This window comes from Fusobacterium sp. DD2, from assembly GCF_018205345.1.
GTDB lineage: Bacteria > Fusobacteriota > Fusobacteriia > Fusobacteriales > Fusobacteriaceae > Fusobacterium_A.
This window is the reverse complement of record NZ_JADRHM010000057.1, coordinates 1-15,739: the sequence shown is the minus strand read 5'-3', so window position 1 is coordinate 15,739 and position 15,739 is coordinate 1. Positions and strand designations below refer to the sequence as shown.

The window sequence follows — 15,739 nt, the reverse complement described above, 5'->3', positions numbered from 1 at the left end:
AGGCAATTCATTACGAATTGCCTTTTTAATTTATTATTACATTCTATCAAGAGTTTCTATTCCAAGAAGTGATAATCCATCTTTTATAGTCTCTCCAGCTACTTTTGCAAGTAATCCTCTTGAGAACAGGATGTCATCTTCCTGATTTAGAATTGGGCAGTTATTGTAGAAACTGTTAAACTTCTTAGCAAGTTCAAATAAATAGTCAGCTATGATGTTTGGTTTAAATGTTTCAGCTGCTTTAATTACTGCCATTGGGAAAGCTGCAATATGGTTTGCTAAAGCTTTTTCTAATTTATCATTAATAATTATCTTTTTAGAATAATCTATTGTTTTTCCTTCACTTTCAGCTTTTCTCATAATTGATTGGATTCTAGCATATGAATATTGTAGATATGGTGCTGTATTTCCTTCAAAGCTCAATATTTTATTCCATTCAAATATAATTGGACTCTGTCTATTTTGAGAAAGATCAGCATATTTTATAGCTCCTACTCCTACTATTTCAGAGATATTTTGTTTTTCCTCTTCTGAAAGATCTGGGTTCTTTTCATTAACTATGTCGTAAGCTCTCTTTTTACCTTCGTCTAGAAGTTGTTCAAGTCTTATTACATTTCCTTTTCTTGTAGAGAATACACCATCTTCAAATCTCATTATACCAAACCAAACGTGGTATTTAGGAACGTCCCATCCTAACATATCTGTTATTCTGAAAAATTGTTTAAAGTGGTCCTGTTGTCTCTCATCAGTTAAATATATAATTTTATTTATATCATAGTTATCTTTTCTAAATTTTACAGTAGCAATATCAGATGTTGAATATAAGAAAGCTCCATCTTTCTTTTGAACTATACATGGGAAAAGGTTCTCTTCTTCTGGGAAGAATACAACTTTTGCACCATCATCTTCAACAGCTATCTCTTTTTCAACAAGTTCTTCTACTACACCTTGCATCATATCATGGTAGAAAGATTCCCCGTAGTAAGTATCAAAATGAACATCAAGTCTTCCATAAAGTTTTTCATATTCATCCATAGATACTTTTATAAACTCTTTCCAAAGTGCAAAGTTTTCAGGGTCTCCATCTTGAAGCTTTTTAAGTTCTTGTCTTGCTTCTTCCTCAAGTTCTGGATGATCTTCTGATTCCTTACTGAATTGCACATAAACTCTTTCAAGTTCCTCTATTGCATTCTCTTTATAAGTTTCTTTATTAAGCCATTTTCTATATCCTATTATCAATTTACCAAACTGTGTACCCCAGTCACCAATGTGGTTGTCTGCAACTACATGGTATCCAAGATATCTATGAATTCTAGCTATAGCATCTCCTATTATTGTAGAACGTAGATGTCCTATGTGCATTCTTTTTGCTATATTAGGTGAAGAGAAATCTATAAGTACATCTCCTTTTCTATTAAGGAATGAATAATCATATTTTTCTTCTCTTGATTTTTTTACCAAATCACCTAAATATTCATTTTTTAAGAATATATTTATAAATCCAGGTCCTGCAATTTCAAGTTTTTCAATAACATTGTTTTCTACAAAGTTATTAACTATCTCTTGAGCTATTGCTCTTGGATTATTTCCAATTAATTTTGAGTTCATCATTGCAAAGTTAGTTTGGAAATCTCCAAATTTTTCATTTGTTGCAACTGATATTTCTATAGGTTTAAGCTCCTTATCACCATACAATTTTTCAATAGTCTGGTTAAATAGAGAAGCTATTTCTTTATCTATTATAAGCACGATTTCACCTCTTTTATTTTAATTATTGTTACATTTTGCCTATAAATAAAAAAAAGGGACTAAGTCCCTAAAAAGAAAGCTCCGACCTACCGTCTTCAATACAGTTTTAGTCGCCAAAACCAAAAGTGGTAGCCAGTTACTAACAGCATACAGAGTCCGTAATCGACTTAAGCTCTAAGCCATTCGTGACTTTGCTGAGCTACTGAGAGCAGCGCCAGCCCCATGACGACATTAGGCCCAAAACCTCAAGAAATAACGAATAGGTCAGATAACCTTTCTTATTAAGGAAATTATATCACTTATTTGCCTTTTTTTCAAGTCCAATGTTTTTTCTTATACTTATTTTTCTTCTGAATTTTTTGTTTCTTCATAAGTTGTTTTTAAAAACAGCTCGTCTAGTTGTGCTTTGTCAACTATGTTTGGTGCTTCTGACATTAAACATTGACCTTTATTTGTTTTAGGGAATGGTATTACTTCTCTAATTGAATTTTCTTTTAACATTACCATTAACCATCTGTCAAGTCCAAATGCCAATCCTCCGTGAGGTGGTGCACCATATTTAAATGCATCTACGAAGAATCCAAATTTTTCTCTAGCTTCTTCATAAGATAATCCTAATCTATCAAATACTTTTGTTTGAATTTCTGGATTAAAGATTCTTATTGAACCTCCTCCAATTTCAAATCCATTTAATACCATATCATAAGTATTTGTTCTTATATTTTCAGTTTGTCCATTTAAGAAAGCTTCCATATCATCAGCTTTTATTGATGTAAATGGATGGTGTTCAGCCTTATATCTTTGCTCATCTTCATCATATGTGAACATTGGGAAGTCAACTACCCATAGGAATTTGAATTCATCATTATTGATAAGATCAAGTTCTTTTCCTATTCTAAGTCTCATTCCACCTAGAGCTCCATATACAACTTTTGCTTTATCTGCAATAATTAGTATTACATCTCCAGCTTTAGCTTCAGTTCTTTCTATTATAGCTTTCATCTCTTCTTCACTGAAGAATTTTGCAATTGGAGAAGATATAGTTCCATCTTCAGCTATTTTTACATAAGCCATTCCTTTTGCACCAAAGTATCTCTTAGCATACTCCTCATACTCTCCTAAAACCTTTCTAGAGAACTTTGTCACTGCTTGTGGAGCAACTATAGCCTTAACTATTCCGCCTGCTTCTACAACTGATTTAAAGGCTTTAAATCCACATTCTTTAGCAATATCTGTTAAGTCTTTTAGTTCAACACCAAATCTAACGTCTGGTTTATCTGAACCAAATCTTGACATAGCTTCTGCATATGGCATAATTGGGAATTTATAATCTACTGTTTCACCAGTTATTGTATTGAATACGCTTTTTGCAAGTCCTTCAATTATGTTCATTACATCTTCCATTTCAACGAAAGACATTTCAACGTCAAGTTGAGTAAATTCAAATTGTCTATCTGCTCTTAAGTCTTCGTCTCTAAAGCATTTAGCTATTTGGAAATATCTATCTACTCCACCAATCATTAATAACTGTTTAAATAGTTGTGGTGATTGTGGTAATGCATAGAATGTTCCTGGATTGATTCTACATGGTACTAAGAAGTCTCTTGCTCCTTCTGGAGTTGATTTATTTAGTAATGGAGTATCTACGTCAATAAATCCATGTTCATCCATATAGTTTCTTATTGCCATAACCATTTTATGTCTCATTCTTAAATTATGAAGCATCTTAGGTCTTCTGATATCAAGATATCTGTATTTAAGTCTTATATTTTCACTTAAATTATCTTCTGCTCCTGTTATTTGGAATGGAAGTACATCACAGTTATTTAATACAGTAAGTTCAGTAGCAAATACTTCTATCTCTCCAGTTGGGATATTCATATTTTTGCTTTGTCTTTCTTTAACTGTTCCTACTACTCTTATAACAGTTTCATTTTTTAGTTTTTGTGCTGTTTCAATAACCTCTTTTGGAGCAACATCCACGTCAAATACAACCTGAGTTTTTCCTTCTCTATCTCTTAAGTCAACAAATGTTAAACCTCCAAAGTCTCTAGTTGTATCAACCCAACCTGAAAGTGTAACTGTTTGACCTATGTTTTCTTTTCTCAATTCACCAAGGTTATGTGTCCTGTAAATCATTATTACCCTCTCCTTAAATCTATTACCTTAAAAAATTTATTTAGCTTTTTTTATTGTTTCAATAGCTTTTTCTAAGCTCATTTCTTCCTGTGTTCTTGCATTGAAGTCTTTTAAAAGAACTGTATTATTTTTAAGTTCATCTTCTCCAATGATTATACAGTAGTTAACATCAAGTTTACCAGCTTTTTTCATATGTGACTTCATACCCTTTGAATTGAAATCAACATGAGTTTTTATTTTATTAGCTCTTAAAATATTTGCAGCTTTAAGAGCAAATTCCTGAACGTCATCACCTAGCCATGCTACATATACATCTGGATTATTTTTTGGATAATCATCTAATAATAGCATAACTCTTTCCACCCCAGCTGCAAATCCCACTGCTGGAATATCTTTATCTCCAAGTTGTTTTAAAAGGTTGTCATATCTTCCTCCTCCTAAAACAGTTCCTTGAGCTCCTAATTTATTAGTAATAATCTCATAAACAGTACTTGAATAATAGTCAAGTCCTCTTACAAGTTTTGGATCTTCTACATATTTAATTCCAAAAATTTCCAAGTATTTTTTTACTGTTTCATAGTGTTCTCTCTCTTCTGGTTCTAAAGAGTCAATTATACTTGGTGCATTTTTTGTAAGTTCTTTACATGTATCAACTTTACAGTCTAGAACTCTAAGTGGATTTTTTTCCATTCTCATACGACAATCTTCACATAATTGATCTTTTATTGGTTCTAAGAAATTAAGTAGTGTTTCTCTATATTTACTACGGCTTTTATTTGTTCCAACAGAGTTTATATGTACTTCAAGGTCACTTATTCCAAGTTTTTCAAGGAAAGAGTAACTCATTGCTATAACTTCTGCATCAAGTATTGGTGATCCCTCTCCTAGTACTTCAACACCTATCTGGTTAAATTCTCTTTGTCTTCCTGCTTGTGGTCTTTCATATCTAAACATTGATCCATTGTAGTATACTTTGGTTACATCTTCTTTTCCATACATTCCATTTTCAAGATAAGCTCTTACTATAGAAGCTGTATTTTCAGGTCTTAAAGTAAGACTTCTTCCACCTCTATCTAAAAATGTGTACATCTCTTTTTCTACAACGTCTGTACCTTCACCTATACCTCTTTTAAAAAGATCTGTTTCTTCAAATATTGGAGTTTTAATGTATGTATAACCATAGCTTTCAAATATATCCTGTGCAACTCTTGATACATAGCTGTATTTTACAGCATCTTCTCCCCAAATATCCTTTGTTCCTCTAGCTGCTTTTATTAATTTCAACTATCTCACCTCGTCTATTTTTATTTATTACCCCATAATTTTTTTAGTTTTTCACTTATAAACTTTTCGTTCCTGTTGTTCCCTGGAATATAATATTCTCTTTTTTTATTTGTATAGTTCTGCATTACAAAGTTATCTGGATAACTGTGTGGATACTTATATCCCACAGCACTGTTTGATATGTGGATAGGTACCTCTTCCAGATCACCGTTGTTAATATCTTCAAGTGCTTTATTAATTGCCATATAACATGAATTACTTTTTGTTGAAATAGAAATATATATAACTGCCTGTGCTAAAATTATTCTTATCTCAGGCATACCAATTCTTTCACTGGCTTGCATTGCGCTATTTGCCACAAGCATGGCCTCTGGATTTGCCATCCCTATATCTTCACTGGCATGTATAACTATCCTTCTTGCAATGTACCTTGGATCCTCTCCACCTGCTAGAAGTCTTCCCAACCAGTAAACTGCTGCATCAGGGTCACTTCCCCTCATACTTTTTATCATTGCAGATATAAGATTATATTTATCTTCCTCTTTATGATAAGATGACCTTCTCTGCCTAAATAGTTCCAGTACCTCATCATCATCAAGACCCATACAGCTATTTTTGTACAGTTCTAGATAATTAAGAGCAATTCTACTGTCTCCCTTTGATATATCCAAAATACACTCAATAATCTCTTGAGATGGCTCTTTTATTCCAAGAACCTGTATTCCATTTCTCAGTATTTTTTCTATATCTTTTCTATCCAGTGCTTTAAACTCAAAAACCATAACTCTTGATAATAAGGCATTGTTTAGATTATAGTAAGGATTTTCAGTTGTTGCTCCAATGAGAATTACAACACCGCTTTCACAATATGAAAGAAGTGCATCCTGCTGTTTTTTGTTAAATCTATGAATTTCATCTAAAAAAAGAATAGTTTTCTTTCCATAAAATTCAATGTTTTGCTTAGCTCTTTCTACTACCTCTCTTAAATCATCAAGACTTGCAGTAGTAGCATTTAAACTTTCAAAATTACTATCAATGGTTTTAGAGATGATTTCTCCAATTGTAGTTTTACCACATCCTGGAGGACCATAAAATATAGAGTTTGAAATATTTCCATTCTCTATTAATTTTCTAAGTATTCCTTTTTCTCCCAGTAATTTCTCCTGACCTACAAATCCATCAAGAGATTGTGGTCTTAATTTTACTGCTAAAGGCTTAACATCCTCATAGTTATTTTGAAATAGACTTTTCATTTTATCACAACCATTTATCGATAAAAAAGGCGTATTGATATCAATACGCCTTTTCTTCTATTATTATTTTACTAAATATAATAAAAGTGCACTAAGAATAAATAATGTTGCTACAACCTCAGTGGCTTTAGCTAAAGGCCCTCCATCTTTTGATATTCCAAATACAGTATTTGATGCTCCCAATCCCATACTTGCAGATGTTCCATGGCTCCTGTCTGGTTGTATCAGTACTAATACTATCAATATAATCGCAAAAATAAAAAGCAGAACTGTAAATAAAATCTCCATTCTAGTCCTCCCAACATTTCTATTAAATAATCTATTAGATTATATCATAACCACATGATGCGGTCAATAAATATTTACCTAATAAAACCTTTATTCTTGGAAATTAACCCCACTTATAGAGTATTTTATTAACTATTTTTAGTAACTTTAATATTTTTTTGATTTGTTCTTTTTATTCTATGTTTCTTCTATAATTATTTAGTTTGTCATTGTTCTTTTATTTTGCTTGTTTTGGTTCTAGTTTGAATCCAGCTATCTTATTAACTATAACAGCTATTGCACCGTCACCAGTGATGTTACATGCAGTACCAAAACTGTCTTGAGTTAGGTAAAGAGCTATCATAAGTGATAATAATTCTTCTGAGAATCCTAACATTGATCCTAATAACCCTAATGCAGCCATAACTGCTCCACCTGGTACTCCTGGTGCTGCAACCATTGTTACACCAAGCATTAAGATAAATCCAAACATTAGTCCAAAGTTATGAGGCATTCCGTAAATAGTCATAAGTGCCAATGAACAACTTGTTAAAGTAATTGTACTTCCTGACAAGTGAATTGTTGCACATAGAGGTATTACGAAGTCTGCAACACCATCAGATACACCATTTTTCTTAGTTTGAGCAAGTGTAACTGGAATAGTAGCTGCTGATGATTGAGTTCCTACTGCTGTTAAGTATGCAGGAATCATAGTTTTTATTAATTTGAATGGGTTAGCTCCTGCTAATCCTCCAGCAATTGCATATTGGAATATAATGATTACATAGTGTAATACAATTATGATTGCGAATACTTTTACGAATACTGACATTATTGCAGCTGTCTTACCTTCGAAAGTCATGTTAGCAAAGATACCACAAATGTGTAGAGGTAAGAATGGGATAATTATGTTAGTAATTATCTTTTCAACTATAGCTTGGAATTCTCTCATACCTTTCTTTAAAGTATCTCCTTCAATAACTGCTGCTCCTATTCCTAATGTAAATGCAATTAGTAATGCTGTCATAACACCCATAATAGGTGGCATATCAATTGTGAAGAATGGGTCTAAGTGACGTGCATTTTCTTCAGCATGTTTGATTAATTCAGCAGCATTTTCCAAATGAAGTTTTTGGAATAATATGCTATCTACAAAGTAAGCAAAAGATCCTGAAATTATTGTAGATAAGTAAGCTAATCCTACTGTAACTCCTAATAATTTTCCAGCTTCTTTTCCTAAGTCAGCAATACCTGGAGCAACGAATCCAATGATAATCAATGGAATTACGAATCCTAAGAAACTTCCAAATACACTGTTAAATGTTCCTAATGCTTGAATAATAAAATGAATACCTGTCATTCCTACTAAAATACCTACGATGATACCAAGTATCAACTTAGGTAACAAACCAAATTTTTTCATAGTTAAACTCACTTCCCTTTAATATATTATATTTTACTGCAATAAAATTGGTTTATTCGTAAATATCGTATCCAGCTTCTTTTAACTTACCTATTATTTCATTTCTATGATTCATATCACTACATTCTATTACAAGTGTTAATTCTTGTTTATTGATTCCTAATTTAGCCTTGTAAACACTTTGAGTAATATAAATAACATTAGCTCTGTTTGTTGTAAGAACATGTAATACTTTTTCTACTTCTCCAATTTTATCATTAACAACAACTTTAAATTCATATCTTCTTCCGTTATGGATAAGTGCTCTATTAAGAACTCTTTCTATTAAGTTTACGTCAATGTTTCCTCCTGAAACAACTGAACAAACTTTTCTTCCTTTACAATCTATTTTTCCAGCTAAAATTGCTGCAAGTGGAGTAGCTCCAGCACCTTCTGCTACTACTTTTGATTTTTCCATCAAGAATAGTATTGCATCAGCTATTTCCTGATCAGATACTGTTACAACTTCATCAACATATTTTTTAGCTAATTCAAGAGTTTTACATCCTACTTTTCTTACAGCTATACCATCTGCTATAGTTGCGCATCCACATACTTCACAACAGTCTCCTCTTTTTAGAGCTTCTGTCATTGAAGCAGCGTTTTCAGATTCTACTCCTATTACTCTTACATTTGGGTTTATTGATTTAGCAGCAGTTGCTATACCAGCAAGGATTCCTCCACCACCGATAGGTACTAATATAGTATCGATATCAGGCATCTCTTCAAGAATTTCCATTCCTATAGTTCCTTGTCCAGCAATTACATACTCATCATCAAATGGGTGTAAAAATACTGCTCCTGTTGCTTTTTCAATTTCTCTTGCTTTTGCATACGCATCGTCATATACTTCACCACAAAGTACTACTTCTGCTCCGTAGTTCTTTGTTGCAACAACTTTTGCTATAGGTGCAGTTTCAGGCATTACTATTGTAGATTTAATACCTTGTGCAGTAGCTCCTAATGCAATACCTTGTGCATGGTTACCTGCAGATGATGCAATAACTCCTCTTTTCTTTTCTTCATCAGTTAAATGGGCAATTCTGTTTAATGCTCCTCTGATTTTGAAAGATCCAGTTTTTTGTAAGTTTTCAAGTTTAAAGAAAACTTTTCCTCCTACTTGTTTTTCAAGTGTTGGACATTCCAACAATGGAGTTTTTTTAATTGAATCTTGTATGTTACTTCTAGCTTCCTTAATTGTTTCTAATGTTACCATGACATTAATCCCTCCTTAAAAGATACAACGTGATAACTTGCAATTGATTATTCAGTTTTAATCAATTGAGTATTATTTACATACAATTCCATCAATATTATTATATTATCTTTTTACTATTTCGTCAAATGAATTATCTCAAATAATTTTTACACCAAATAAATAATATACCAATTATATTATTTAAGTTAAAATAATATAATATATATATGATATTTCACTAATGTTTATCTTATTAATCAATATTTTGTATGTACTCTAGATATAGATGTATCTGTTTAAGGGAATTTTCAACTAAAAAGAAACATATTGTTAATACAATCAAACAATTATCACTATCTTTCTTTTTTTATATAGATACTATTTAAAATAGTAATGTATACTAAAAAAATGGTATTTTTTGCTGCAAAAGGGTAAAAAAAAGCCCTGACAGCTCACTGTCAGGGTTTTTTATAATACAGCAAGTTATTTCTTGTAAAACTATTTATCAAATTTAACTTTTGATTCTTCAACAATCATATTGATGAAATCATCAAGTTTCATTGATACTTGTTCTTGTGAACCTCTTCTTCTAACGTTAACTTCACCTTTTTCAACTTCATTTTTACCAATGATAAGTTGTACAGGAACTTTATATTTTCCATTTGCTTCTCTAATCTTGTAACCAATAGATTCTGCTCTATCGTCAAGTTCTGTTCTTATTCCTGCTAGTTGAAGTTTATCAAATACTTCTTTTGCATATGGAACTGTCTCATCATTTATAGTTAAAATCTTAACTTGAGTAGGTGCTAACCATAATGGGAATGCTCCTGCATAGTGTTCAATTAAGATTCCTATAAATCTTTCAATTGATCCATAAACAACTCTGTGAATCATTACTGGTCTGTGTTTTTCTCCATCTTCACCAATATAAGTCATATCAAATCTTTCTGGTAAGTTAAAGTCAAGTTGGATTGTTCCACATTGCCAAGTTCTTCCAATTGCGTCTTTAATTTTGAAGTCTAATTTTGGTCCGTAGAATGCACCATCACCAGGGTTTAATTTGTATGGTTTTCCAATTTTATCAAGTGCAGCTGCTAGTGCAGTTTCTGCTTTTTCCCAAATTTCGTCTGAACCAATTGCTTTTTCTGGTTTAGTAGATAATTCAATTGTATATTCAAATCCAAATAGTTTACTGTAGAATTTATCTATTAAGTTAACTACTCCAATGATTTCTTCTTCTATTTGATCAGGTGTCATAAAGATATGAGCATCGTCTTGAGTGAAGCATCTAACTCTCATAAGTCCGTGTAAAGCTCCTGAGAACTCATGTCTATGAACAGTTCCTAACTCTCCACTTCTTATAGGTAAATCTTTATATGAGTGAAGTTGTGCTTTATAAGCTAAGATTCCTCCTGGGCAGTTCATTGGTTTTATAGCAAATTCTGTCTCATCGATTTCTGATGTATACATATTTTCTCTATAGTTAAACCAGTGTCCTGAAGTTTCCCAAAGTTCTTTATTTAACATTACTGGAGTCATTATCTCAGTATATCCAGCAAGTCTGTGTTCTCTTCTCCATAAATCTATAAGTGTATTTCTTATTGCCATTCCTTTTGGTAAGAAGAATGGGAATCCTGGTCCATAGTCACTTACAAAGAATAGGTCTAATTCTCTTCCTAATTTTCTATGGTCTCTCTTTTCAGCTTCTTCTAATAAGTTTAAGAAATCTTTTAATTTCTTTTCATCAGCAAATGCAAATCCATAAATTCTTTGAAGCATTTTATTTTTAGAGTCTCCTCTCCAGTATGCTCCAGCTACAGATTTTAATTTAAATGCTTTTAAATATCCAGTAGATGGTACGTGAGGTCCTCTGCAAAGGTCCATGAATTCTCCTTGTTTGTAGAAAGAAAGCATTTCTCCTTTTGCTATATCCTTTATAATTTCAACTTTGTATACTTCTCCTAGAGCTTCAAAATGTTTTATTGCTTCTTCTCTAGTCATCATAACTCTTTCAATTTTTATGTTTTCTTTTACCAATTTTTTCATTTCTTCTTCTATCTTTGGTAAATCTTCCTCTGTAAATTGAACTTTTGGATCAAAATCATAATAGAATCCATTTTCTATAGCTGGTCCTATTGCAACTTTAGTTCCTGGGAATAATCTTATAACTGCATGTGCCATTAAGTGTGCAGTAGAATGTCTGATTATTTCTTCTCCTTCTTCAGTATCAGCAGTTATAAATTCCACTTTCGCATCTTTATCTAAAATTGTAGCCATGTCCATCAAAACATCGTCAACTTTTGCAGCTACAGATTTTTTTGCTAATGAGTTACTTATGCTTTTTGCAACTGTAAATAAGTTTACCTCTCCTTCGAATTCTTTTACGTCTCCGCTTGGTAATATAACTTTCATAATTTTCCTCCTCCATTTAAAATTTCTATTAATTAATCTATTACTTTATTAACTTTTAATCCATTAAACAGATATGTCTTAGGATTTGTTTTTGCATTTTCTCCTGAATCTCTATTAGCACCTAGACCAAATATAGGATTTTCTGGGAATGTCAGTAGTGTAAATTGAAGCGCTGCTTTCCATTCATAATCTCTTGTACTTTGAACATACTCTTTTTCAAATGCCACTGACCATTGATAGTATCCCATCTCTTTACCTATCTCTACTCCAATACCATCTAAAGATCCTTTTTTCTTCTCACTACGTCTAACTCTATCTGTTAAGTCTTCATAGAATTTAGCATAGGTTTTGAATGACCAACCCTCACTTGGCTGTCCTAATCTTGTAACTAAACTAATTTTATGCTCTCTGTCGGTTTTTTCCCACTTTCTACTCTTCCATCCAGCATTTTCTTCTACCTGATATCCAACACCAAATCTGTTCTGTGAGTAAAAAGCTCCAACTTTAATTTTTTCAAGTGAATTCCAATAGTCACCAGTTTTTTTGTATCTTGCATCATTTCTTTGTAACATAAAATGAACTCTGAAATTACGCTTATAGTCACCCATATTATCAAATTGGGTATACATATTATTATTTAATTTGAAATCAACATGATTTCTCTCTCTATTTCTTAAAATATCTCTCACTCTGTATATCTCTTCAGGAGTAAGAGTTGTAGAATCTTTATTATATTCTAACTCAGCATACTTAGATAATTCTTCATCACTAAATCTCTTATCTCTATATTCATAGTTAAAAGAGATTATATCTGAGTTTCTTGAATTATATTTTTCTCCATCCAGTATAAGTGTTTTTGAGCCAGGTTCACTATGTTTATATGTTTCATAAGTAGCCCTGTAGTAATTCTCTACCTCATCTCCACCATCTAAGAAAGAGATTCCATATATTCTATTTTTTACATTAAGTTCATCTATTCCAATGCTATCTCTCTTATCAGTACCTTCACTATAGTCAAGTCCTAATTTATTGTCACCAAAGGTGTATTCATACCCATAAGTATGAAGTTTAATCTTTTCTCTTGCATCACTTAAAGCACTAGGTAAAACAGTTACACCATTTAGTTCTGGATCAAGATCTCTGATTTTAGAATCAATAGCATCTGTACTATATGATAATTTATGATTTTCAATATAGTACTCAATTCCGTAATTTCTAAATGTATAGTTATTATAATTTTCCCTGTCTAACGTCTGATCAGTATACTTTCTATCCTGTCCATATTTTAATACAACTGATTTTTTACCATCAATTTTAAAATCAACTTTATTATCAATTAGCTCACTGCTGATTTTTTTAGTTGCAGGATTTTCTCCTCTTTTATAATTAATAGTGTAAGCTGTATCAGTATTTCCAATAGATGTTGTAACTGTATCAGTAACCTGATATATATTTTCCTTATTTATTAATCTTATCTCTTTTGCACTTCTACCATCGGTATCATTTCCGAAATTTACATTTCCTGAATCATAATCATATCTTTGATAGAAAAGTTTTAAATCATTTGCCACTGCAAAATCTATTTTTCTCTCATTGTTACTTTCATTATTAAAAATCTCTACAGTATGATTTACTTTTAATTGAGTTCTTATACTTGAATCTCTTCCACTTGCATAATCTGGCGTAAGTCCATATGGATTGTATCCTTTAGTGTATCTGTCATATCTTACACCACCAAATAGTGCTAACTCTCCAAGATTACCCAATGAAATCTCATTTTTTTCAGCTCCAACTTCATAAAAATCAGAGTTATTAACAAATTTTTTATATCTGTTATCTACATAGATTCCATTTCTATCCCAAATTTCATCTTTGGTTGTACCACCAGCAACTGTAAATTTCATTGTATCATCATAGAAATCTACATAGACTCTATTTTCCTTATAATCCTGATATATGATATTTTCAAATCTGTTATATTCCTGACTTCTTTTATTTGAAATATGTTCTCTTCCTAAATCCTTATCTAAATTAAGCTCTTTCTTCTCAGCATAAAAATCATACCCAGGCTTAACTTTAAATCCACCAGGAAGTTCATACTCTCCAAAAGATACTCTTAAATCTCTTGTATCAAAACTGTTATATTCTTTTACCATTGTAGGTACATAGTCAAATTTGAAAGTCTTATCATAACCATCATAAGAAACTTTTGCTTCATTGCTGGGATCTCTTTCCCAAAGTCCTAATTTTCTAAATCTGTCTCCATTTTTTTCATCATATGTAAATCCTATTTTACTGTCTTTATCTAAGAATTCAAATCCAAAATCTTCAGCTCTAGACTGGGTATCAGTGTAGGTTGAACCTGGATCTATGTCATATAAATAGTTATAATAACCTCCAACTCTGTAGTTCTTATTATCTTTATAAGCTTCTACCTGAGCCACAAGATCATTATCTATACTGCTTCCATAAGCAATATCTTTTATATCGTCATAGACCATTAAAGCATAAGCTTTTTTATCATCAGTAAGTTTTACCTTACTCTTTATACTTATATCTTTATTTGGTCCTAACTTACTAAGATCAGTGTCCATACTGTAAAATCTTATGGTTTTTGTAAGATCTGGCCTTGTGTTATCAGCAAAACTATAGTAGTGATCATCTATAAAATCATCTAACTTAGGAACCATATTGTAAGTAGCATCAGTAACACTTAAATAAAGATTTCCTTTATCCCCACTATATTCATGGGTATAATTGATTCTGTGTCTCTTTGCACGCTCTTCATTAGCAAGTGCTTCAGGTCCTTTTATATTTTTCTTATGCTCTTTAGACCACACCAACCAATCATCTATATTCAATCTTGCTGTACCAAAGTTATCAGTCTTATACCAGTTCTCCCATCTACCAACTAAAAGTCCCATTCTGTCAGCAAACTTAGGAGCAAAACCTCCAACAAATTTATCTCCTCGATTACCATACAAAACTCCTACAGATGTATTCCATCCATAATAGGTGTCTGTTCCCCATTCAGGGAATAATGGTACCTTAGATTCCTGTCTTATATTTGCTCTATACCATGGAAAAGCAAATGGAGTAATCTTTTTATCTTTTTTATAAAAATGGCTCCCCGTCAGTGTAATCTGTTTGTCAGGTTCCACAACTATATGATTTGACAACAGATGATAACCTGCATCATCAGGGTTTTTAGTTTTCATAATATGATAATCTGTTGTAAACCAACCATTGTCTATATATATTTTTTTATTCTTATAATCGATTCTTTTTCCACCAAAATAGATTTTATCATTTGGTTTAATAGCACCTGTAACTTTGTCCACTTCAAGAAAACCAAAGTTGTTATAAAACGTGCCATCAGTTCCCTTCAATGAAATATCTCCACCATCTAAAGATTGTAAACTTAAATCTCCAGTTGGATTTGAAAAAAGAGTAAGCAGTTCTCCATTCACATATAATCTATCCTTAGCTACATCTCTTCTCAAGTTGAAAGCCTTTATCTCTACATCTCCCTGCTTTATATTAAAGCCATTTTCAGAAGTCATAGTATTGTTTTCAAGGTCTATTTCAACCTCATCAGTTCCTCCAAGAACAGATCCCTTATTATCTTTTTTCAATTGTAAATTTGATGAATTCATATCTGCTACTAATGGTACTTTTGGTCCACTGTAAGTTGTCAGTGAAACTATTATAAATGCTATAAGTAATTTTATTTTCTCATTCATATGTGCAGACCTCTTTCTCCCGATATATTTATTGTCAATTATACCACAAAATAGCACTTTTTACCTAAAGTTTTTTAAATTCAGGAACTTATGTGTTCAAAATATTGCCACTTATCCTTGAAAATACTATATTTGCATTTGTATCTCTGTGATTTACATCTGTTTCTTATTAACGGACAAGTTGCTTAAGTGGTTATATAACTTTTTCCAAAATATGTCAAGATTTTTTTTA

General features: G+C 31.7%; 9 protein-coding genes. All 9 read right to left on the bottom strand.

Translation table 11 applies throughout. The features are described from left to right. Positions 1 to 36: 36 nt before the first annotated feature. A complete protein-coding gene (gene argS / locus IX290_RS08720; protein WP_211492831.1) occupies positions 37 to 1,749 on the bottom strand; it encodes an arginine--tRNA ligase in 1,713 nt (570 codons plus the stop codon). A 339-nt stretch (positions 1,750 to 2,088) separates the two neighbouring features. Beyond that, a complete protein-coding gene (gene aspS / locus IX290_RS08715) occupies positions 2,089 to 3,888 on the bottom strand; it encodes an aspartate--tRNA ligase (RefSeq protein WP_211492830.1) in 1,800 nt (599 codons plus the stop codon). A gap of 36 nt (positions 3,889 to 3,924) precedes the next feature. Beyond that, positions 3,925 to 5,172 (bottom strand): histidine--tRNA ligase, encoded by a 1,248-nt coding sequence (gene hisS / locus IX290_RS08710; RefSeq protein ID WP_211492829.1) that lies wholly within the window; start codon positions 5,170 to 5,172, stop codon positions 3,925 to 3,927. 20 nt (positions 5,173 to 5,192) lie between these two features. Beyond that, positions 5,193 to 6,425, bottom strand: a complete 1,233-nt coding sequence (locus IX290_RS08705) for a replication-associated recombination protein A (RefSeq protein ID WP_211492828.1) — start codon at positions 6,423 to 6,425, stop codon at positions 5,193 to 5,195. 63 nt (positions 6,426 to 6,488) lie between these two features. Then, on the bottom strand, positions 6,489 to 6,713 hold the full coding sequence (gene secG / locus IX290_RS08700) for a preprotein translocase subunit SecG (protein ID WP_211492827.1): 225 nt from the start codon (positions 6,711 to 6,713) through the stop codon (positions 6,489 to 6,491). A gap of 217 nt (positions 6,714 to 6,930) precedes the next feature. Continuing rightward, entirely contained in the window at positions 6,931 to 8,115 is a 1,185-nt protein-coding gene (locus tag IX290_RS08695; RefSeq protein WP_211492826.1) for a dicarboxylate/amino acid:cation symporter, read from the bottom strand. Between the two features lie 52 nt (positions 8,116 to 8,167). Further along, positions 8,168 to 9,370, bottom strand: a complete 1,203-nt coding sequence (gene ilvA, locus IX290_RS08690) for a threonine ammonia-lyase (protein WP_211492825.1) — start codon at positions 9,368 to 9,370, stop codon at positions 8,168 to 8,170. A 480-nt stretch (positions 9,371 to 9,850) separates the two neighbouring features. Continuing rightward, positions 9,851 to 11,764 carry a threonine--tRNA ligase gene (thrS, locus tag IX290_RS08685; protein WP_211492824.1) on the bottom strand — a complete coding sequence of 638 codons (1,914 nt, stop codon included), beginning with the start codon at positions 11,762 to 11,764 and terminating at the stop codon, positions 9,851 to 9,853. A 32-nt stretch (positions 11,765 to 11,796) separates the two neighbouring features. Then, positions 11,797 to 15,507, bottom strand: a complete 3,711-nt coding sequence (locus tag IX290_RS08680) for a hypothetical protein (RefSeq protein ID WP_211492823.1) — start codon at positions 15,505 to 15,507, stop codon at positions 11,797 to 11,799. Positions 15,508 to 15,739: the final 232 nt, after the last annotated feature.

Coding starts and splice junctions, on each gene's coding strand:
- aspS (WP_211492830.1), bottom strand. CDS start 3,888: ATGATTTACAGGACACATAACCTTGGTGAATTGAGAAAAGAAAACATA.
- IX290_RS08705 (WP_211492828.1), bottom strand. CDS start 6,425: ATGAAAAGTCTATTTCAAAATAACTATGAGGATGTTAAGCCTTTAGCA.
- secG (WP_211492827.1), bottom strand. CDS start 6,713: ATGGAGATTTTATTTACAGTTCTGCTTTTTATTTTTGCGATTATATTG.
- IX290_RS08695 (WP_211492826.1), bottom strand. CDS start 8,115: ATGAAAAAATTTGGTTTGTTACCTAAGTTGATACTTGGTATCATCGTA.
- ilvA (WP_211492825.1), bottom strand. CDS start 9,370: ATGGTAACATTAGAAACAATTAAGGAAGCTAGAAGTAACATACAAGAT.
- thrS (WP_211492824.1), bottom strand. CDS start 11,764: ATGAAAGTTATATTACCAAGCGGAGACGTAAAAGAATTCGAAGGAGAG.
- IX290_RS08680 (WP_211492823.1), bottom strand. CDS start 15,507: ATGAATGAGAAAATAAAATTACTTATAGCATTTATAATAGTTTCACTG.